The 20,305-nt window shown below is 67.4% G+C and carries 18 protein-coding genes; 10 read left to right on the plus strand and 8 right to left on the minus strand.

From position 1 onward, the window contains the following. Positions 1-5: 5 nt before the first annotated feature. Complete coding sequence (tlpA, locus tag M2319_RS14490) at positions 6-665, minus strand: thiol:disulfide interchange protein TlpA (protein WP_406682140.1); 660 nt, start codon at positions 663-665, stop codon at positions 6-8. Positions 666-694: 29 nt separating this feature from the next. On the opposite strand from tlpA, the gene argH reads away from it, so the two are divergent. The 4 genes from argH (at position 695) to M2319_RS14510 (ending at position 6,461) form a co-directional block, all read left to right on the plus strand. Then, a complete protein-coding gene (gene argH, locus M2319_RS14495; protein WP_264602183.1) occupies positions 695-2,116 on the plus strand; it encodes an argininosuccinate lyase in 1,422 nt (473 codons plus the stop codon). A gap of 80 nt (positions 2,117-2,196) precedes the next feature. Further along, positions 2,197-2,400, plus strand: coding sequence for an LPS translocon maturation chaperone LptM (gene lptM, locus M2319_RS14500; protein WP_264602184.1), 204 nt, complete (start codon positions 2,197-2,199; stop codon positions 2,398-2,400). 48 nt (positions 2,401-2,448) lie between these two features. After that, positions 2,449-3,720, plus strand: coding sequence for a diaminopimelate decarboxylase (gene lysA / locus M2319_RS14505; protein ID WP_264602185.1), 1,272 nt, complete (start codon positions 2,449-2,451; stop codon positions 3,718-3,720). A gap of 143 nt (positions 3,721-3,863) precedes the next feature. Beyond that, positions 3,864-6,461, plus strand: a complete 2,598-nt coding sequence (locus M2319_RS14510; RefSeq protein WP_264602186.1) for a TIGR02302 family protein — start codon at positions 3,864-3,866, stop codon at positions 6,459-6,461. On the opposite strand, the gene M2319_RS14515 is transcribed toward M2319_RS14510, so the two are convergent. The 3 genes from M2319_RS14515 to M2319_RS14525 are packed head-to-tail and all read right to left on the minus strand — an operon-like array spanning position 6,444 to position 8,676. Beyond that, positions 6,444-6,842, minus strand: a complete 399-nt coding sequence (locus M2319_RS14515) for a response regulator (RefSeq protein ID WP_111436319.1) — start codon at positions 6,840-6,842, stop codon at positions 6,444-6,446. The two genes, M2319_RS14510 and M2319_RS14515, sit on opposite strands and share 18 nt — an antisense overlap. Continuing rightward, positions 6,842-7,423: a hypoxanthine phosphoribosyltransferase gene (gene hpt / locus M2319_RS14520; protein ID WP_264602187.1), complete on the minus strand. Its 582-nt coding sequence runs from the start codon at positions 7,421-7,423 to the stop codon at positions 6,842-6,844. The genes M2319_RS14515 and hpt overlap by 1 nt, the downstream gene beginning before the upstream one ends. Then, complete coding sequence (locus M2319_RS14525) at positions 7,420-8,676, minus strand: zinc-ribbon domain-containing protein (protein WP_264602188.1); 1,257 nt, start codon at positions 8,674-8,676, stop codon at positions 7,420-7,422. The genes hpt and M2319_RS14525 overlap by 4 nt, the downstream gene beginning before the upstream one ends. Positions 8,677-8,921: 245 nt before the next feature. Here M2319_RS14525 and ftsE point away from each other — a divergent pair, with 245 nt between their 5' ends. The 5 genes from ftsE to M2319_RS14550 all read left to right on the plus strand — a co-directional run bounded on the left by ftsE (position 8,922) and on the right by M2319_RS14550 (position 13,017). Next, the gene (gene ftsE / locus M2319_RS14530; protein WP_111436314.1) at positions 8,922-9,581 is read left to right on the plus strand and encodes a cell division ATP-binding protein FtsE; all 660 of its coding nucleotides are present in this window, start codon (positions 8,922-8,924) and stop codon (positions 9,579-9,581) included. Beyond that, positions 9,574-10,602, plus strand: a complete 1,029-nt coding sequence (locus M2319_RS14535; protein WP_264602189.1) for a cell division protein FtsX — start codon at positions 9,574-9,576, stop codon at positions 10,600-10,602. The genes ftsE and M2319_RS14535 overlap by 8 nt, the downstream gene beginning before the upstream one ends. A 109-nt stretch (positions 10,603-10,711) precedes the next feature. Beyond that, complete coding sequence (locus tag M2319_RS14540; RefSeq protein WP_264602190.1) at positions 10,712-11,467, plus strand: YdcF family protein; 756 nt, start codon at positions 10,712-10,714, stop codon at positions 11,465-11,467. 146 nt (positions 11,468-11,613) lie between these two features. Beyond that, positions 11,614-12,378 carry a lysophospholipid acyltransferase family protein gene (locus M2319_RS14545; protein ID WP_264602191.1) on the plus strand — a complete coding sequence of 255 codons (765 nt, stop codon included), beginning with the start codon at positions 11,614-11,616 and terminating at the stop codon, positions 12,376-12,378. A 294-nt stretch (positions 12,379-12,672) separates the two neighbouring features. Further along, positions 12,673-13,017 (plus strand): hypothetical protein, encoded by a 345-nt coding sequence (locus tag M2319_RS14550; protein WP_264602192.1) that lies wholly within the window; start codon positions 12,673-12,675, stop codon positions 13,015-13,017. Positions 13,018-13,044: 27 nt separating this feature from the next. On the opposite strand, the gene M2319_RS14555 is transcribed toward M2319_RS14550, so the two are convergent. Next, positions 13,045-13,569 carry a gamma-glutamylcyclotransferase gene (locus M2319_RS14555; RefSeq protein WP_264602193.1) on the minus strand — a complete coding sequence of 175 codons (525 nt, stop codon included), beginning with the start codon at positions 13,567-13,569 and terminating at the stop codon, positions 13,045-13,047. Positions 13,570-13,766: 197 nt separating this feature from the next. On the opposite strand from M2319_RS14555, the gene M2319_RS14560 reads away from it, so the two are divergent. Next, positions 13,767-14,789 (plus strand): DUF2125 domain-containing protein, encoded by a 1,023-nt coding sequence (locus M2319_RS14560; protein ID WP_264602194.1) that lies wholly within the window; start codon positions 13,767-13,769, stop codon positions 14,787-14,789. A 532-nt stretch (positions 14,790-15,321) separates the two neighbouring features. On the opposite strand, the gene M2319_RS14565 is transcribed toward M2319_RS14560, so the two are convergent. From M2319_RS14565 to M2319_RS14575, 3 genes are all read right to left on the minus strand, one after another. Then, entirely contained in the window at positions 15,322-16,296 is a 975-nt protein-coding gene (locus M2319_RS14565; RefSeq protein ID WP_264602195.1) for a methylenetetrahydrofolate reductase, read from the minus strand. 254 nt (positions 16,297-16,550) lie between these two features. Beyond that, positions 16,551-17,558 carry a betaine--homocysteine S-methyltransferase gene (bmt, locus tag M2319_RS14570; protein WP_264602348.1) on the minus strand — a complete coding sequence of 336 codons (1,008 nt, stop codon included), beginning with the start codon at positions 17,556-17,558 and terminating at the stop codon, positions 16,551-16,553. A 29-nt stretch (positions 17,559-17,587) separates the two neighbouring features. After that, positions 17,588-20,101 carry a GcvT family protein gene (locus M2319_RS14575; RefSeq protein WP_264602196.1) on the minus strand — a complete coding sequence of 838 codons (2,514 nt, stop codon included), beginning with the start codon at positions 20,099-20,101 and terminating at the stop codon, positions 17,588-17,590. Positions 20,102-20,305 lie beyond the last annotated feature (204 nt).

Genomic DNA, 20,305 nt, shown 5'->3' on the forward strand with positions numbered 1-20,305 from the left:
AGCGCCTACTTCGTTTCGTCCATCGCCGCGGTGATCAGCGCCTTGGCGTCGGGCGAATCCCATTCGGCGATGCCGTGGAGGACGCCGATCTCGCAGCCCTTCTTGTCGACCAGCAGCGTCGTCGGCATGCCGATGGCCCGGCCGCGCTTCTTCAGCTCCTCGAAGATCTGGGATGACGGGTCAGCGTAGAAGGCGAGGTTTTCGACCCCGATCTGCTCGTAGAACTGCCGCGCCCGCTCCGGGTTGCGCCGGTCGATATTGACCGCGACCACGTCGAAATCGCCGCCGCCCATCGCCTCTTGCAGGGCATCGAGCGTCGGCATCTCCTTGCGGCAGGGCGCACACCAGGTCGCCCAGAGATTGAGCAGCACCGTCTTGCCGGCAAAATCGGCGACGGTCATCGCCTTGCCGTCGGCGTCGGTAAAGGCGAGGTCGGCAAGGAAGCGGGACTGAGACGTCGGGATGAAACCGGCGACGTCGCCCGTGCGGTAAGGGGTTATCCGCCCGGCGATGGCCTCGGCCGCCTGGCACTGCGGATTGGCGTTGCCATTGCCAGACATGCCCCCGATCCCGTATACCGCCGCCAGCCCCGCGACGATGCCGACCATACCGGCCGCTAGCGCCACCTTCACAAGGCGTGAAACTCCTGCTTTATGGGTCGTCATCTCGCAAAAGATCTCCGGAAAGGATCGATATGAGCAATCGCATGTGGGGAGGCCGGTTTTCCGAGGGCCCCGACGAGATCATGGAAGAGATCAACGCCTCCATCGATTTTGACAAGAAGCTCTACATGCAGGATATCGCCGGCTCCATGGCCCATATCCTGATGCTCGAGGCCAAGGAAATCGTCGGGTCGGAAGATGCGCAGAAGATCCTTCACGGTCTAGACACGATCCTGCGAGAAATCGAGGACGGGAAGTTCCAGTTCTCCCGGGGCCTCGAAGACATCCACATGAACATCGAGGCGCGGCTCGCCGAGCTGATCGGCCCGGCCGCTGGCAGACTGCATACGGCACGCTCCCGCAACGATCAAGTCGCCACCGACTTCCGGCTCTGGGTGCGCGACACCATCGACGTCATCGACGGCCAGATCGCCGAGCTGATGCTGGCGCTGACGGAGAAGGCCCAGGAGCATGCCAACCAGGTAATGCCCGGCTACACCCACCTGCAGACGGCCCAGCCGATCACCCTCGGCCACCATCTGCTCGCCTATGTGGAGATGCTGGCGCGCGACCGCGGCCGCTTCGCCGACGCGCGCAAGCGGCTCAACCAGTGCCCGCTCGGCGCCGCGGCGCTGGCCGGCACCTCGTTTCCCATCGACCGCTACATGACCGCCAAGGCGCTCGGCTTCGACAAGCCCATGTCGAACTCACTGGATGCCGTCTCGGACCGCGATTTCGCGCTGGAATCGCTCGCCGCCGCCGCCGTTGCGGCGACCCACCTGTCGCGGCTGGCCGAGGAGATCGTCATCTGGTGCTCCTCGGAGTTCAACTTCATCAAGCTCTCCGACAAGTTCACCACCGGCTCGTCGATCATGCCGCAGAAGCGCAATCCGGATGCCGCGGAGCTGGTGCGCGCCAAGACCGGCCGGATCAACGGCGCCCTGGTCTCGCTGCTGACGGTGATGAAGGGCCTGCCGCTCGCCTATTCCAAGGACATGCAGGAGGACAAGGAGCAGGTCTTCGACGCCATGGAGACGCTGTCCCTCAGCCTTGCCGCCATGGCCGGCATGATCCGCGATCTCGAGCCGGAAAACCGGTTCATGCGCCGCTCGGCCAATGCCGGCTATTCGACCGCGACCGACCTTGCCGACTGGCTGGTCCGCGAGGCCGGCATGCCGTTCCGCGAGGCGCACCACATCACCGGCCGCGTCGTCGCCGCGGCGGCGGAAAAGAAGGTGTCGCTCGACAAGATGACGCTGGAGGACCTGCAGGCCATCGACGCCCGCTTCACCGACGACATCTTCAACGTCCTGTCGGCGGCGAACTCGGTCAAGAGCAAGACCAGCTACGGCGGCACGTCGCCGCAGAACGTGCGTGTGGCCGCCAAGGAGTGGCTCGCCCTCCTCAACAGGAAGGCCATGAAATTCTCCCAGGAAGACCTGGAAGACGATTGAGCCGCCGGGCCGATCCGCTAAGATCGGCCGCGACAGAACCGGAGCTCCACCCCGTGACCCGCTCGCGCCATGACCGCAACGTGAACCGACATCGCCGCCGCGCCGCCGTGACCGCCGTCATTGCCCTGGCGGCCGCCCTGTCGCTTGCCGGCTGCGGGCGCCGCGGCTCGCTGGAGCCGCCGGCCGACGCCGCCTCGCGCCGCGATCCCGCCGTGCCCATGGTCAAGAACGAAAAGGGCCGCGAAGTCCCGGACCGGCCCTTCTTCCTCGACCCCCTTCTCTAGGGCCGGGTCTCCAAGAACCTCCGGAGAGCCCGCCAGAAAGCCGCCGCCGTGCACCATTTCGCCTATAAGAACGGCACCTTGCATGCCGAGGACGTCGCCATCGGCACCATCGCCGAGGCGATCGGCACGCCGTTCTACTGCTATTCCTCGGCAACGCTGGAACACCACTACGACGTCTTCATGAATGCCTTTGCCGGCATGTCGTGCCTTCTGTGCTACGCCATGAAGGCCAATTCCAACCAGGCCGTGCTGGCAACGCTTGCCGCCAAGGGCGCCGGCGCCGACGTCGTCTCCGAGGGCGAATTGCGCCGCGCGCTCGCCGCCGGCATTCCGGCCGAGAAGATCATGTTCTCCGGCGTCGGCAAGACCGCGGGCGAACTCGCCTTTGCCCTCGATGCCGGCATCCACTGCTTCAACGTGGAATCGGAGCCGGAGCTAGAGCTCCTGTCTGAGATTGCCTCCAGCCGCGGCGTCGAGGCGCCGGTCTCCTTCCGCATCAACCCGGATGTGGACGCCCGCACCCACGCCAAGATCGCCACCGGCAAGGCCGAGACCAAGTTCGGCATTCCCTGGACCCACGCCCGCGAGATCTATGCCCGCGCGGCAACCCTTCCCGGCATCCGCGCCATCGGCATCGACATGCATATCGGCTCCCAGATCACCGAGCTGGAGCCGTTCGCGGCCGCCTTTTCGCGGCTCGGCGACCTCATCGAGACGCTGCGCGCCGACGGCCACACCATTGAACACATCGACCTCGGCGGCGGCCTCGGCATTCCCTATCACGACGGCATGGAGCCGCCGCCCCATCCGGAGCGCTACGCCGAGGTGGTGCGCGCCCATGTCGAGCGGCTCGCCTGCAAGATCGTCTTCGAGCCGGGACGGCTGATCGCCGGCAATGCCGGCATCCTCGTCTCCCGCATCGTCTATGTGAAGCCCGGCGACACAAAGGCCTTCTACATCGTCGATGCGGCCATGAACGACCTCGTCCGGCCGACGCTCTACGAGGCCTATCACAGCATCCGCCCGGTCGATGAGGCCAGCGCCGGCGGCCCGAAGCGGACCGTCGACGTCGTCGGCCCGGTCTGCGAGACCGGCGACTTCCTCGCCAGAGACCGCGAGATGCCGGAGCTTGCCGCCGGCGATCTCGTCGCGATCATGTCGGCCGGCGCCTATGGCGCGGTCCAGGCGACGACCTACAATTCGCGCCTGCTGGTGCCGGAAGTGCTGGTCAGGGGCGGCCGGTTCCATGTCGTGCGCCCGCGCCAGACCTATGAGGAGCTGATCGGGCTCGACAGCGTGCCGGACTGGCTCGCCGAATAGACAACCGCCGCTGGCGCCCGGGGCGGATCACGTCTGTTTGATCGGGGTCTTTCCGAAAATCCCGCCACAAAAGGGACAGATCGATCATCTGTGCTAGATTCTCCTGGGATCGGCTGACCGGCCGCAACGGAGGATCTCGACAGGTGCGAAACGACCGGCAGGACCGCGGGGACGCAGCGGACCGCAACGCCAAGGGCTCCTCCAAAGGCTTCTGGCGGACGGTCCTCGGCACCGGCCTTGAGGACCGCATCGCCGGCGCCGTCTGGCGCGCCCGGGCGGCGCTGTTCTGGGAAGAGGCCTGGCCGCGCCTTGCCCATCTCCTTGCCGTCGTTGCCCTCTTCCTCTCCCTTTCCTGGCTCGGGCTCTGGCTGGTCGTGCCCGACTGGCTGCGCTTTGCCCTTCTCGGCGTCTTTGCCGGCGCCGCCGTCTTCACGCTCTGGCGCCTTGCGCAATTGCGTTGGCCGGACCGGGCCGCCGGCCTGTCCCGCGTCGAACGCCATTCCGGCCTCCTCCACCGCCCGGTCACGGCCGTCACCGACGACCTCGCTTCCGGCAAGCGCGACGCGGCGAGCCGCGCGCTCTGGGAGCTGCACCAGAAGCGCGCCGCAGAGCGCCTGAAGAAGATCGCCGCCGGCCTGCCCGCGCCGAAGCTCTACCGCACCGACCCCTATGCACTCCGGGTCCTCGTCGCCGCCCTCTTCGTCATCGGCTTCAGCGTTGCCGGAACCGACCGCACGGCCCGGCTTTCCGGCGCCTTCACCCCGCCTGCCGAAGAGCCCGGCGCGGGCTACCGGCTCGACGCCTGGATCGATCCGCCGACCTACACCTCCCGGGTGCCGATTTTTCTCACCCGCGAGGAGACGCCGGCCCGCGACCCCGACAAGCCCATCGCCGTGCCGGCCACCAGCCGCTTCGTCGCCCGCATCCAGGGCGAGGGCGACTTCGCCGTCTCCTTCACCGCCGACGGCGAGACCACCGACCTTGCGCCTGCCGGCGACGAGGCCGCACCGTCAGCGTCCGATGCCCCGGCAAGGCCGGCCGAATTCCAGTTCGAACTGACCAGAAACGGCACCATCACCGTGCGCGACGGCGAGACCGAGCGCGCCGCATGGACCTTCGCCGTCGAACCCGACGCCAGGCCCGAGATCAAGCTCACCAAGGACATGGAAACGACCGTCTCGCGGGCGATGAAGCTGACCTACGAGGCCACCGACGACTATGGCGTGGTCGGCGCCGAGGCGACCTTCGCGCCCGCCCCTGACGTCGATGCAAAGGGCGCACAGGCGGTGGGCGACAAGGCCGAGGATACTGCCGCCCGCGAGCCGCTGATTCCGGCGCCGAAATTCCCGCTCGTCCTCTCCCAGCGCGGCGGCCGCAAGGTCGGCGGCGAGACCATCCGCGACCTCACCGCCCATCCCTGGGCCGGCAGCGAAGTCCTGATGACGCTGACCGCCCGCGACGTCGCCGGCCAGACAGGCACCAGCGAACCGGTCCGTATCACCCTGCCTGAGCGTCCCTTCGGCAAGCCGCTCGCCCGCGCCATCGTCGAGCAGCGCCGCATCCTGGCGCTCGACCGCGACAGGCAGGACGAGGTGGTCGACGCCCTCGACGCGCTGATGATCGCCCCGGAGCGCTTCATCGACAGCGCCTCGGTGTTCCTCGGCATGCGCCTCGCCTACCGCCGGCTGGTGTCGGCAAAGACCGACGACGCGTTGCGCGACGTCGTCGACCTGATGTGGACGCTGGCGCTCTCCATCGAGGACGGCGAGGTCTCGCTCGCCATGCGCAAGCTGCGCGAGGCCAAGGAGCGGCTGGAGCAGGCGCTGGAGAACGGCGCCTCGGACGAGGAGATCGCCAAGCTCACCGAAGAGCTGCGCCAGGCCATGAACGAGTTCTTCCAGGCGCTCGCCGAACAGGCAAGGCGCAACCCCCAGGCCATGGCGCCGATGGACCCGAACGCGCGCACCCTCAGCCAGGAAGACATGCAGCGCATGCTCGACCGCATCGAGGAACTGGCGAAGTCCGGCTCAAGGGACAGCGCCCGGCAACTGCTGTCCCAGATGCAGCAGATGATGGAAAACCTGCAGACCGGCCGGATGCAGTCGCCGCAGACCGAGGCCGGCCGCGAAATGGCCGAGATGCTGGAACAGCTCGGCGAGATGATCCGCCGCCAGCGCGAGCTGATGGAACAGACCCACCGCTTCAACCAGGAGCAGCAGGGTGAGGGCGAGCAGCAGGACGGCCAGCAGGGCCAGAACGGCGAGCGCCAGCAGCAGCAGGGACAATTGCAGCAGGGCCAGGGCGACCTGCAGCGCCAGCTTCAGGAAATGATGAAGCGGCTGCAGGAACTCGGCATGCAGCCTGGCCAGCAGCTCGGCGAGGCGGAAGGCTTCATGGGCGATGCCGGGCGCCAGCTCGGCGAAGGCCAGTCCGGCGATGCCGTCGGCAGCCAGGGCAATGCGCTGAACGCGCTGCGCGAAGGCGCCGACCAGATGATCGAGCAGATGATGTCCCAGGGCCGCGGCCAGGGGCCGCGCATGGGCCGCAATCCCAACAACGATCCGCTCGGCCGGCCGCGCCAGACCGATGGTCCGAGCTTCGACGACCGCACCAAGATCCCCGGCGAGATCGACGTCCAGGAGGCGCGCAGGATTCTCGAAGAGCTGCGCCGGCGCCTGTCGGACCCGAACCGGCCGCGCCTGGAGCTCGACTATCTGGAGCGGTTAATTCCCGGCAACTGAGGCCATCTGCGGCGCCGACCCGGCCAGCACCCGGCCGACGGCGGCGCGGATCTCGGCCAGCGAGAACGGCTTGGAGATGACGTCCTCGACCAGTTGGTCGAGCCCGTGCGCCCGCTCGCGCTGGTCGGCAAAGCCGGTCATCAGGAGGATCGGCATCTTCGGCCAGTCCCGCGCCACGTTGAGCGCCAGCGCGATGCCGTCCATCACCGGCATCTTGATGTCGGAGAGGAGGAGGTCGAAGCGGCCGTCCTCGGCCAGGAGCACCTCGCTCGCCTCGCCACCGTCGGAGGTCACGGTCACCGTATGTCCGTCCATCTCAAGGGCACGCGCCACGAAGGCGCGTACCGCATCGTCGTCTTCCGTCAACAGAATACGCGCCATCACCGTTCTCCTTCTCCGGCCTTTCCGGGAGCGGCCGTCTCTGCATTAGGCGGCTCCCGAAGCGCCCCGATATAGGGCAGTTGCCGATAGGCATGACCCATGTCGATGCCGAATCCGAAAATGAACCGGTCCGGGCAGTCGAAGCCGACGAAGTCGGCGGCGATGTCGACCGCCCGCTTGCCGGGCTTGTCCAGAAGGGCAACGACCGCCACCCGCCGCGCCCCGCGCTCCTTGAGCCGGTCGCGGGCGAAGGCAAGGGTGCGCCCCGATTCCAGGATATCGTCGACGATCAGGATGTCCCGGCCGGCAACGTCCGTGTCGATGTCGCGAAGCACCTCGATGCGGCCGCTCGACGTCGTCCCGGCGCCGTAGCTCCTGAGCTGCATGAACTCGATCTCGGGTGCCATGCCCATGCGGTGCATGGCCCGCAACAGATCGGCCGCGAACATGAACGAGCCCTTCAGCACCGCCACGACGAGGAGGTTCTCAAACCCCGTACCGGCGATCTCGCGGGCGAGATCGTCGATCCGCGCCGCGAGCTGCTCTTCGCTGTAGAGGACGTCGATCTGCGGCTCCGTCATCTCTGCGCGGTCCTTCCGATCTGCACGTCGGTGAACCGGACCTGCATGCTCTGTGTCTGCAATGGCGGCTCCGTAAGCCGGCTGGTGAAGGGGATCGTCTCGCCGGCCTGGATGACCGTCTTGTCCGGATCGATGGCCCAGGCGTAGATTTCCTCGCCGCGCTGACCGCGCAGGCCGAAGCGAATCTTCGGCACCGTGCGCTCGCCATAGGAGACGTTTTCGATCGCGCCCTCGACGATGAGGATCGTGGTGCCCTTGTCGAACTCGCGCGAGACGCGGATGTCGCGGAATTCCAGGCCGCGCAGGTTCACCTCGAACCCGATCGCGGCATAGAGCCCGCCGAGATCCGGCACCTTGCGCACGATGTCCTCGCGCTTGACGATGAGGGCGACGATGACCGAGACGACGATGACGAAGGAAATGATGCCGCCGAACTTGCCGAATGTGAGCGCCTTGGCAGCCATCGCCGCGCTCGCCCGGCGCCCCATCTCCCGGCTCCGCTTCAGCCGCGGCCGGCGCCGCGGCTTGGCGAGCGATTCGATGTCGTGCGGCGGCTCTTCCCCGGCGCCCTTTGCCTCGGCCGGCACCGAGACGCCGGCAAACGGCGCACCGTCCGCCCCGTCCGCCGCATCCTCGCCGGCACCCGGATCGTCGTCGGAGGCCTTGGACGCCTCGTCGATGGTCGCCATCAGGGCGGCCATGTCGAGTTCGCCGTCCTCCTCGTCCTCGCCTGCTGCGTCGTCGGCCCCGCCCGGCCCGTCGAACAAGGCGTCGAGACCCGCCTGGTCCATCTCCGCCGAACCGTCCGCCTGCGCCGGTGCGTCGAACAGCGCATCGAGGTCGTCCTGGTTCATCTCCGCCGAATCATCGCCCGCTGCGTCGGGCGCCACGGGTTCGTCGAACAGCGCGTCCAGCGCCGCCTGGTCCATCGGCTCGGAGTCAGCGTCATCTCCCGGCCCGTCGAACAGGGCGTCCAGATCCGCCTGGTTCATCGGTTCTTCCGCGTCCCCTGCCGGAACGTCGTCTTGGGTGGGGGCGGGAACCGGCGGCGCTGTGCGGGCGGCCGGAATCGCGCGGCCTCCGGCCGCAGCGACCTTGGCCTCCGGCACGGCCACCTCGATGGCCTCCGCCTCTTCCCGGTCGACGCGCCAGATCATGCCGCAGCGATTGCAGCGCACGTCGCGTCCGTCCGGGCCGACGGCCTCGTCGGGCAGCGAATATGACGTCGCACAGGTCGGACAGGAAATTTTCATATGCGGACCACCTTGCCGTCGCCGGCCTGAAACCGCAGCCTATCAGACGAATCTTAACATGCCTCACGGCACCCGGTGTCGGCGCAGGACACCGCGCCCGGAAATCGCGGGCGCGTTCCGGCTCCTCAAGTAAACAAAGGAAAACGTTAACGTTAATGAAGCGTTAACATGGCTCGACCAAGTTGGGCCAAATCGCTGAAAAACGACGGGGACGGACGGGGACAGGGCGTTGAGGAGCAATTTGCGTGATCCGGTTTGAAAATGTCGGCCTCAGATACGGGATGGGCGCGGAGGTGCTGCGCGACGTCACCTTCCATATCGCGCCGAAATCCCTGCAGTTCCTGACCGGGCCGTCGGGCGCCGGCAAGACCAGCCTGATCCGGCTGATGTTCCTGGCGCTGCGCCCGACCCGCGGCCTGATCACCATGTTCGGCCGCGACACCGCGCGCATCCCCAAGAGCGACCTGCCGGCGCTGCGCCGCCGCATCGGCGTCGTCTTCCAGGACTTCCGGCTCCTGGAGCACCTGACCACCTACGAGAACGTCGCCCTGCCGCTCCGGGTCACCGGCGTCGACGAGGCGAAATACCGCTCCGACGTGGTCGAACTCTTGAAATGGGTCGGGCTCGGCGACCGCATGCACGTGCTGCCGCCGGTGCTCTCGGGCGGCGAGAAGCAGCGCGCGGCGATTGCCCGCGCCCTCATCGCCCAGCCGGAGATCCTGCTTGCCGACGAGCCGACCGGCAATGTCGACCCGCCGCTCGCCCGCCGGCTGCTGCGCCTTTTCACCGAGCTCAACAAGCTCGGCACGTCGGTGGTCATCGCCACCCACGACATCAACCTGATGAACCAGGTCGATGCCCGCCGCATCGTCCTCCATGACGGACGGCTGGATATCTATGACTGACGCCGAGGACAGCGCCCGCGAAGAGGCGGCCACGCCAGAGCCGGAGAAAAAGAGCACCGGCCCCGCGCCCAGGCGGCGCGGCATGCGCGAGCGCGTGAAGAAAAAGAAGCGGGCGCCGGAATTCCGCGATGCGGCCCCGATCGTGCCGCCGGCGACCGTTGCCGGCAACGCGCTCGCCATCGTCATCGCCATCATGAGCTTCCTGGCCTGCCTCACCATCGGCGCCGTGACCGTCGTGCACGACGCCTCACGCGACTGGCAGGGCGATATCGCCCGCGAGGTCACGGTCCAGATCCGCCCGGTCGACGGCGTCGACATGACCTCGCAGATCGAAAAGGCGATCGCGATCGCGGAAGGCACCCCCGGCATCGCCACGGCCCACGCGCTCTCCGACAAGGAGACCAAGGCGCTCCTGGAGCCCTGGCTCGGCGCCGGGCTCGACCTCGACGCCCTGCCGGTGCCGCGCCTCGTGCGCGTCGAACTCGGCGATCCCGTCGGCGCCGACATCCCCGGCCTCAAGAAGGCAATCGCCGACAGCGTCCCCGGCGGCAGCCTCGACGACCATTCCGCCTGGACGCGGCAACTGACGGCAATGGCCCAGACCATGGTCATCGGCGGCTTCGTCATTCTCGGCCTCGTGCTGACGGCGATGGTCCTCAGCGTCGTCTTCGCCACCCGCGCCGCCATGGCCGGCAACCGCGACGTCATCGAGGTGCTCCACCTCGTCGGCGCCGAGGACGGCTTCATCGCCGGCGAGTTCCAGCGCCATTTCCTCCTCCTCGGCCTGAAGGGCGGGGCGGCCGGCGGCGCCGCGGCCATCGTCACCTTCGCCGCCGTGACCCTCGCCCGCCGCCAGGCACCCGGCACGGCCGCCTTCGACCAGCTCGAGGCGCTGCTCGGCCAGACCGGCATCGGCGCCCTCGGCTATGTCGCAGCGCTCGGCGTCGTCTTCGTCGTCGCCATCCTCACAGCGCTCACCTCGCGGCTGGCGGTGCGGCGCACGCTTGGCGCCATGGAGTGATCGAAAAGCCGCAAGAATGCAGGGGCCTCGCCGATGTCGCAGTGGAGAAACCCCGAATTGGTCTTGTGGACGCCGTTCGATCGCCGCAATTTAAGGCAATGCTGAACACATGGACGTTGACGTTATGAGCGCGACGCCCGACCGCCGGACAAACTCCTTCGACGACGCCGGCGGCGCGGCTGCGGCGGACCGGCGCGACCCCTCCCGACGGTCGCTCACGACACTGGCGATTCGCCTGTCGCTGGTCGTTGCCGTCTTCTGCGCGGTTTTCTTCGTCGGCGGCTTCCTGCATTTCGCCACCTCCGTCTCCCGCACCGCCCCCGTCGTCGTCGGCAAGGCCGATGCCATCGTGGTGCTCACCGGCGGCGCCCACCGCATCGACGGCGCCCTTGCCCTCTTGGAAGACGGACGCGCGCAGCGCCTCCTCATCTCCGGCGTCCACCCGAACAACACCCATGCCAGCCTCGCCCGCCAGTCAAAGCGCCGGGCCGCCCTCTTTGCCTGCTGCGTCGACCTCGACAAGAAGGCGGAGAACACCATCGGCAACGCCGAACAGACCGGCCGCTGGGTGCGCCAGTACGGCTTCCATTCGCTGATCGTCGTCACCAGCGCCTACCACATGCCGCGCTCCATGGCCGAGCTGCGCAACGCGCTGCCGGCCGATGTGGAGCTGAAGCCCTATCCGGTGGTGCACGAGAACCTGCCGCTGGAGCAGTGGTATGCCCGCTGGGGCACCGCCAAGCTGCTGCTCAACGAATACGTCAAGTACGTGGCCGCACGGCTGCGCCTCAGCATGGACCTCGACGAGGTCGTCCCGGCCCGCATCGCCGGCTGCAACACCTGCGCCGACCGGCGCGACATCTGATCCTGACGCACGGACACAACTGCGGTGCCGCGAAGGTTCCCCGCGGCGCGCAGATGCGCTAGAGCATCGGACCGAAACCGGGGCGGCGTCAGCGACCAGCGGGTCTTGCCGCCGATCCCCTTGCTGCCGGCCGGCCGGAAGTCGCCATGCTCGTTCTCAGGTCCCTGCTCTTCAACATCGCGTTCTACGCCTTCGTTTCCGTGGCGCTGGTCCTGATCCTGCCGGTGTTCGTGCTGCCGCGGCGCTGGGGCTGGAACGCGGTCCGGTTCTGGGGCATCGCCAATCTCTGGATGCTTCGCCACATCGCCGGCGTGACCGTCGAAATCCGCGGCCGCGAGCACATCAAGACGGGCGGTTATCTCGTCGCTTCGAAGCACCAGTCGGCCTGGGAGACCTTCGCGCTCGTCCCGCTGTTCGACGACCCGACCTTCATCCTGAAGCGCGAGCTCATGCACATCCCGTTCTTCGGCTGGTACGCGGCCCGCTTCCGGATGCTGCCGATCGACCGCGGCCGCGGCTCGGCCGTCCTGCCGGCGCTGACGGAGCGCACGAAGAAGGCCGTCGACGAAGGCCGGCAGGTCATCATCTTTCCCGAAGGCACCCGCCGGCCGGCCGGCGCCGCGCCCGCCTACAAGTTCGGCGTCGCCCATCTCTACGCAAATGTCGGCTGCGAATGCCTGCCGATCGCCCTGAATTCCGGCCTTTACTGGCCGCGGCGCACGTTCCTGCGCTATCCGGGGACGATCATCGTGGAGATCCTGCCGCCGATCCCGCCCGGCCTGTCGGCATCGCAGTTTCACAGGACGCTGAAGGCCGGGATCGAGGCGGCGAGCACGCGACTGATCGAGGAAGCCGCCGCGAGCGAAACGCCGCCGCCGCTGGCGCAAATCGCCGAAAATTCCAAGAAATGACCGGTGCGCCCACCGACGATTGAGGGAATGGCGGCCCGTCTTTACGAGACCGAAGAGTATCGTTTTCTCCAAAAAGGTTAGGCGAGCGAAAATTCAGGTCTTCTCAAGGCTCGCCGGATACAGTCTTTCTAAAGACGCGAAAATAAACATAGGAGTAATAGATCCAATTCCGACTCTATCCGACAGATAAATAAAATACTTGCAGTAAGAAAGTAATTCAGTTATCCAATAGAGATTCTTCGTGACAATGAGTGCAAGTTTCCCGTCCGGCATGCAGCCAACGGAGATGATGCCATGGAGACCGAAGCACCTGTCAAATGCCTGCGTTCAGAGGCGTCGCACATCGCAGACGTTCTCGGCCACAGCGACCGCTATCAGTACTGGGTCGGCGCGTCCGGAAAACGCTATCTGTTCACCACCATGCCGGTCGCGATCATAAGCGATTTTCAAACGGCCGTCGTGCTGACGACCCATCCGGACGACAGCCGCGAGACGAGCTGGATCGGCACGGCCGCCGAATTCCTCGCCGAGTCGGCAAGCCTCGGCCAGCCGAAGCGCGCCTATGTCCATCTTCTGTCGCCGACGCGGGCCGCACGCCAGGCCGTCATCGACGACCTGCACGCCGCGCTGCCGAATTGAAGGATACGCTCTGCACCCCTCCGGCGCTCAGCCGGCGAGCGCATCGGCGATCGCCGTCAGGCGGTGATCGCGGATGGACAGCTCCTCCAGGTGCCGTGCCGTGTTGACCACATATTCCACGTTCGGCCCCGACTGGCCCTTGCCGTGGCGGACGATCTCGATGACCTCGTCCTCCGGCAGGACGCCGGCATATTGCTCGTGGTCGCGGTCGACCACATAGGCGATCGCCCGGGTCGCGCGGCCGCTGCCGTCTTCCAGCACCACACGCCGGATGCTTTCCTTGTAGACCATGGTGACCTGTTCGCGGGCGCGCAGATAGGCGAGGGTCTCGTCGCGCTTGCCCGCCGCAACGCGGAACGCCATGCCGATGCACGAGCCCCCGCGGTCGAGGCCGAGCACGAGGCCGGGGCGTTCCGGCGTGCCGCGGTGGACGTGGGAATAGACGCAGAGCGCGCGATGCACGCCGGCGATCCGCGCCGGCGCCGCCTCGACATGGTCGAACCCCGGCCGCCACATCAGCGATCCATAGCCGAAAACCCAGAAATCCTGCATGCATCCGTCCCGATTCTGTTCGCCCGCTTGCGCCGCGCCGCAGACGGCAAGACATAGAGGCGGGTGCGGCCGAAGGAAAGGGCGGGCGGGACAGGCGTGCCGCGATATGCCAAAAAAGGGCCGGCATGGCGGTTTACCGATCCGAATCGCCGAACCGACCCGGCGTCGCCCCCCGGCGCCCTTTCCCGGAGCAGTCCTTGACCGAAGCGCCCCGCCGCAGCCGTTCCACCAGGATCTTCGTCCTTGCCGTTGCCGGCGTGATCGCCGTCATCGCCGCCTGGAGCGCGGCGTGGTGGTACATCGCCGATACCGCGGAAACCGTCATCGACCGGACGCTCGCCGATCTGCGGCGCGGCGGCACGGTCGTTGCCTGCGGCGGGCGCGAGATCGGCGGCTGGCCGTTCCGCCTCGAGGTGCGCTGCGCGCCGCTGCGGCTGAAGACGCCGGACGGGTTCGCTCTCAAGGTCGCCGCCGCCCGTGCCGTCGCCCTTGTCTACAATCCCCGCCACATCATCGTGGAGACCGACGCGCCGGCCGAGATCGATGCGGGCGGGCGGGCGCCGGGCGCGATCGCCTGGAGCCTCGGCCATGCCAGCGTGGTCATCGGCGACAACGGCCCGCGGGAATTGTCCGTCGCGCTGGAGGACCCGCGGGTCAGCGGCTTCGGTCCGCTCGGCCTGAAAGACGTCGCCGCGACAAACGCCCAGTTCCATATGCGCGAGGCGCCGGACCGGCCAGGCACCCTCGACGTCGCGCTCTCGGTCTCCGACCTCGTGGAATCCCCTGTGCCGCTCGGCGCGCCCATCGGCGCCGGCCTTGAGGCGCGCCTGCCGGCAAACGTCATGGCAAATGCCTCCCGGCCCGTCACCCTTGCCGCGCCCTCGCCGGACGGCCCGGCCCTCGACATCACCCGCGCCCATCTTGAGGCGGAGACCGCCCGGCTGGCGCTCGACGGGCATCTCACCCTGAACGCCGCCGGCGCGCCGGAGGGCACGCTCGATCTGGAAGTGACCGACGCCAGCCGCGTGACCGCGATCCTCCGGCGCCTCGTTCCCGCCGACCCGGCAAAGCTGGAAAGCATCGAGGGCGCCATCACCGGCTTCGGCCGCAAGACCGAGGTGGACGGAAAGACCGTCCACGTGCTGCCGATCCGGATCCGCAACGGCCAGGCATCGCTGGGCCTCATCCCGCTCTTCCGCCTGCCGTCGATTGGGGGTTGATCGCCGTTCAAATCAGCCAAGATCGTCATTGCGAGCGAGCGAAGCGAGCGCGGCAATCCAGGGCCGTACGCTCCGAGCAGGCTGCCCTGAATCGCCGCGTCGGCCTGCCGGCCTCCTCGCGACGACGCCTGCGGGTTTGGTTTCGACGCCCCGACCGACCAAGCGGCTCTATCCGCTTCGCCAATGCAACTCTCTCCCGTCACCCGGGCGTGACCCGGGGCCTATTGCCCCCGTCAACACGGTATGCCGATTGCCGAGGAGATCGGGCATGAACGCGCATCGATGCCGGGAAAGGACCCGTCACGGGCTACGGCGTTGAGAGGGGCAATGGGTCCCGGGTCTGCGCTTCGCTTCGCCCGGGATGACGACTGAGGGTGACGCGAAGGCAATCGAAGCCGTCAGGCTTCGCAAGGCCGAACGGCCGCCGGTGCCCATGCGCCGCCCCCGCGGAGGCCAGTGAGCGAATGCGAACGCGCGGCCGTGAGCGAAAAGAAATCCCTCGTGAGCGAAGTGGGTCTGCCGTGAGACAAAACTAACTATCTACCGAGAAGCCCGTCAGTTTCGCGTTCGGCGTGAAGCGGTCGTCGGCGACGGCGGTGATCCAGCGGGCCGCCTTGGCGAAGCCGCCGAAGGTGAAGAGGTGGATGCCGGCAATGCGGCTGTCGGCGTCGCTGAGCATCGCCGCAACGAGGCCGGAGATGACGTCGTCCGGGGCCCGCTCGCCGGCGAGCTTGGTCAGCTTCAGGCCGGCCTTGGCGGCGAACCCGGCAGACGCCTTGACGCCGCAAAGGGCGGCAAACTTCAGGAGGGTTGCGGGCTTCGTCGGCCCGGCAAGGCCGACCCGGATCGGCAGTTCGTTGCCGGCCGCGCGCATCTCGCGCTCCCAGGCAACGATCGCCTTGGCCGAGAAGGAAAACTGCGTGACGACCTCGACCACGGTGCCGGTCTCGCGCGCCCAGACGTTCTTTTCCAGAAGGAAGTCGCGGGCGGTCGCGACCGGAATGTCCGGGTTCGGCTCCGGATGGCCGGCAACGAAGACGCGGGAGATGTCGTGGCGCTCCAGAAGGCCGCTCTCAAGCACGTCGAGACTGGAGCGGAACGGCCCGGAGGCCTTGGCCGGATCGCCGGCGATCACCAGCACGTCCTCAACGCCCGCGGTCTCGCGGAAGCGGGAGAGCGCATCGTCGAGCTCGCCATAGCTGGAGAGCCGCCGCGCCGCGATATGCGGCACCGGCCGCATGCCGTCCTGGGCGAGCCGGGCGACGAGGGCGACATTGTCGGCAAGCGCGGTGCCCGGCAGCACCGGCACGAAGACCGGGCTCTTTTCCGGCAGCACCTCGTTGAAGAAGGCGATCTTGGCGGCGGCGACCGGCGCGATTTCCAGCGAGAAATTCTCAGCCAGGCGGCGGATGACGTCGCGGGAGGTCTCGGTGGCCGGCCGAACGGCGGGGGCGGCAGCAACCGTCTCGTCGACGACGGTTCCGGTGGGCGTGAAATGCGCGTTCATGGCCGGTCTCCCCTTAAGGGTTGGCGTTTGCCCGTCACCGCGACAAGGTGCGCGATCCCCGAACGGTACGGGCATTTTCCGGCCCGACATATTCTCGTTGCGACGCTTTTGCGACATTGTGAGGCATTGCCTTCTCCGCGGGCAAAAATTTTTGCGCCGTGCCGTCGCGGCAGCGCCGGGTATTCACGTTTGAGCAACTTAAATGAACGACCGCACGCCCGCGGCGGCCCCAAAAACTGTTCCCAGTGACGCCCTCAGCGGCGACGCCGACGGCCCCGCTCGCGCTCCGCGCCGGGCTCAGTCGGCGGCGCCACCAGCGGCCCGATGCGGGCGACGATGTCGTCCTGGCTCGGGCGTCTGTCGCGCACATGGTCGTCGATTGCCGAGCGCATTGCCGCCAGGTGCTCCGGCGAGGTGCCGCAGCAGCCGCCGATGATCCGCGCGCCGGAGTCGATCGCGAGCCGCGCATAGTCGGCCATCAGGTCCGGCGTGCCGGTATAGACGACGGCATCACCCTGGATCTTCGGGATGCCGCAATTGGCCTTGGCGATGACCACCGGGACGGCGTTGTCCACAGCCCCCTCCGGCGTCATGCCGAGGACGGCGACGAGGAGGTCCGAGGCGCCGACGCCGCAATTGGCGCCGAAGCCGGCCGGCGCCTTCGGCAGGTGGGCGGCGAGATCGGCAAGGCCGGAAGGCGACAGGCCCATCATGGTCTTGCCGGCGGTATCGAAGCTCGCCGTGACCGTGAAGGGCAGATCGCTGCGGCTCGCGGCCTCGGCAGCCGCCTTCATTTCCTCCGGCGCCGACATGGTCTCGATCCACAGGATATCCACACCGCCGTCCACAAGTCCGGCGATCTGTTCGGAAAACGCCTCGACCGCGCCCTCATAGGTGAGCGCACCGAGCGGGACCAGCAGTTCGCCCGTCGGGCCGATCGAGCCGCCGACGAGCACGGCACGCCCAGCAGCGTCCGCCTCGGCCCGGGCGAGCTGTGCCGCGACCCGGTTCAGCTCCACGACCCGGCCTTCCAGCCCGTGCAGCTTCAGCCGGTGCCGGTTGGCCCCAAACGTGTTGGTGAGGATGATGTCGGCGCCGGCCTCGACAAAGGCCCTGTGCAGCGCGCGGACCTTGTCCGGCTGCTCCAGGTTCCAGACCTCCGGCGCTTCGCCGGATGCGAGCCCCATGTCGAAGAAGTTCGTGCCCGTCGCCCCGTCGGCAAGGAGCACGCCTTTGTCGGCGAGAAGGTCCTGAAGCGTCATCTTGTCTTCGCCCGCAGCCGCTTCCGTCGTCACGCCCTCAGCCTCTCATTGTCGGGATCGAACGGGCTTTCCGGGATCACCGTCGCCTTGTGCATCTCGCCGAGGATCTTGATCTCAAGCTCCGTGCCGACGTCCGACAGCGCCGGCGGCACCATGGCGAGCGCCAGGCTCTTGCCGACCCGCCAGCCGTAGCCGCCGGAGGTCGCCCGACCGACGAGTTCGCCGTTCTGATAAATCGGCTCGGAGCCGCGCGCGTCCGCGTCCGTGATGCCGTCGACCTCCATCGTCACGAACTGCCACTTGAAGCCCTTCTCCTTCCAGGCGGCGAGCGCGTCGCGGCCGATGAAGTCGACGTTCTTGTCGAGCCGCACGAACCGGTCGAGGCCCGATTCCAGCGCCGCATATTCGATGGAGAGCTCCCGCGGGATGAGGCGGTAGGATTTCTCCAGCCGCATGGAATCCATCGCCCTTATGCCGAACGGCTTGATGCCGAATTCCGCGCCGGCCTCCATCAGGAGGTCGAAGATGGTGGTCTGCATCTCGATCGGATGGTGCAGCTCCCAACCGAGCTCGCCGACGAAGTTGACCCGGAGCGCATGGGCCTGGGCAGGACCCACATTGATGAAGCGGCCGGACAGCCAGGGGAAGGCCGCGTTGGAAAGGTCCTGATCGGTGAGTTTTTGCAGCACGTCGCGCGACTTCGGCCCGGCAAGCACGAGAACGCCATACTGCGTCGTCACCTTCTGCAGCCTGACGCTTCCGTCAGATGGAAGGGCTTTTTCCAGATAGTCGTAGTCGTGGCGCTCGAAGGCGCCGGCCGAGACCAGATAGAAGTCCCGCGGGCTCCGGCGGTAGATGGTGAACTCGGACCGCACGCCACCGTTCTTCGTCAGCATGTGGCAGAGATTGACCCGGCCGACCTTTTTCGGCACCCGGTTGGCGACGAGCCCTTCCAGCCAGTCTTCCGCGCCCGGGCCGGAGACCTCGAACTTGGCGAAGGCCGACATGTCGAGGAGGCCGACCTTTGTCGAAACGTGCCGGCACTCGTTGCCCACATGCTCGAAATAATTGGAGCGCCGGAAAGACCACTTCTCCCGGACCTTGCCGGTCTCGTCGGCCGGCGCGTGGTTGTGGTTGGTGAGGACGTCGTCGACCTCCAGCTCGCCCGCCGGCACTTCGAGATCGGCAGGCGCGAACCAGTTCGGCCGCTCCCAGCCATAGACGGAGCCGAAGACGGCGCCGAGCGCCTTCATCCGGTCATAGCAGGGCGCCCGCTTCAGGGGCCGCGCCGCCTGGCGCTCCTCGTCCGGATAGTGGACGGTGAAGACGTTGGCGTAGGCCTCCTCGTTCTTGGCCCGGAGGTAGCCGCGCGAGGCATAGGGCCCGAAGCGGCGCGGGTCGACGCCCATCATGTCGATGGAGGGCTCGCCCTCGGCGATCCACTCGGCAAGCTGCCAGCCGGCGCCGCCGGCCGCCGTGATGCCGAAGGAATGGCCCTCGTTGATCCAGAAATTCTTCAAATCCCAGGCCGGCCCGACCATCGGCGAGCCGTCCGGCGTATAGCAGATGGCGCCGTTATAGACCTCCTTGACGCCGACCTCGCCGAAGGCCGGCACCCGCTCCATCGCCGTCTCGATATGCGGGGCGAGGCGGTCGAGGTCTTCCTGGAAGAGCTCGTATTCGCAGTCCTTGGCCGGACCGTCCACATAGCAGCAGGGCGCGCCGACCTCGTAGGGACCGAGCAGCAGGCCGCCATTCTCCTCGCGCATGTACCAGGAGGAGTCCGACTCGCGCAGGACGCCCATTTCCGGCAGCCCGGCCTTCTGGCGCGCGACGATCTCCGGATGCGGCTCCGTAACGATGAACTGGTGTTCCACCGGAATGACGGGAATGTCGAGACCGACCATCTCGCCGGTCTTGCGGGCGAAGTTGCCGGTCGCCGAGACGACGTGTTCGCAGGTGATGTCGCCCTTGTCGGTGGAGACCACCCATTCCCCGTTCGCCTTCTGGGCGATGCCGGTGACGGTGGTAAAGCGGTTGATCTCGCCGCCGCCGGCCCGCGCCCCGCGGGCGAGCGCCTGGGTCAGGTCCGCCGGCTGGATATAGCCGTCATCCGGATGCTGGATCGCGCCGAGGAGCCCGTCGATCTCGCAGAGCGGCCAGATTTCCTTGACCTCTTGCGGCGTCAGGAACTTCACGTCGATGCCGATGGTCTCGGCGACGCCGGCATAGAGGTTGTACTCGTCCATACGATCCTTGGTACGGGCGAGCCGGATGTTGGAGACCTTCTTGAAGCCGACATTGAGGCCGGTCTCTTCCTCAAGCTGGTCGTAGAGCTTGACGGAGTATTTGTGGATCTGGCCGACCGCGTAGCTCATGTTGAACAGCGGCAACAGGCCGGCGGCGTGCCAGGTCGAGCCGGAGGTCAGCTCCCGCCGCTCGATCAGGACGGCATCGGTGATGCCTTTCTTGACCAGATGATAGAGCGTTGCGACGCCGACGACGCCGCCACCGATCACAACCACCCGCGCATGCGTCTTCATGCCGACCGCTCCCCTGTTTTCTGGCGCCCCGCGCCGAGCCACGGGACGCTGCGGCGGCCGCTATCTGCGCCCGCCGCCCACTGTCCGAAAGGTGCCCTAGCATTGCAATCGAGCGGCTTTCGAAGGTGGCTTGAATGCGACCTTGGACCCGTCTCAGGCGACATGGGCAAGCCGGTATCGACAGGGAGCGCCAACGCCCGTCTT

This window comes from Rhodobium gokarnense (assembly GCF_025961475.1).
Taxonomy (GTDB): Bacteria; Pseudomonadota; Alphaproteobacteria; order Rhizobiales; family Rhodobiaceae; genus Rhodobium; species Rhodobium gokarnense.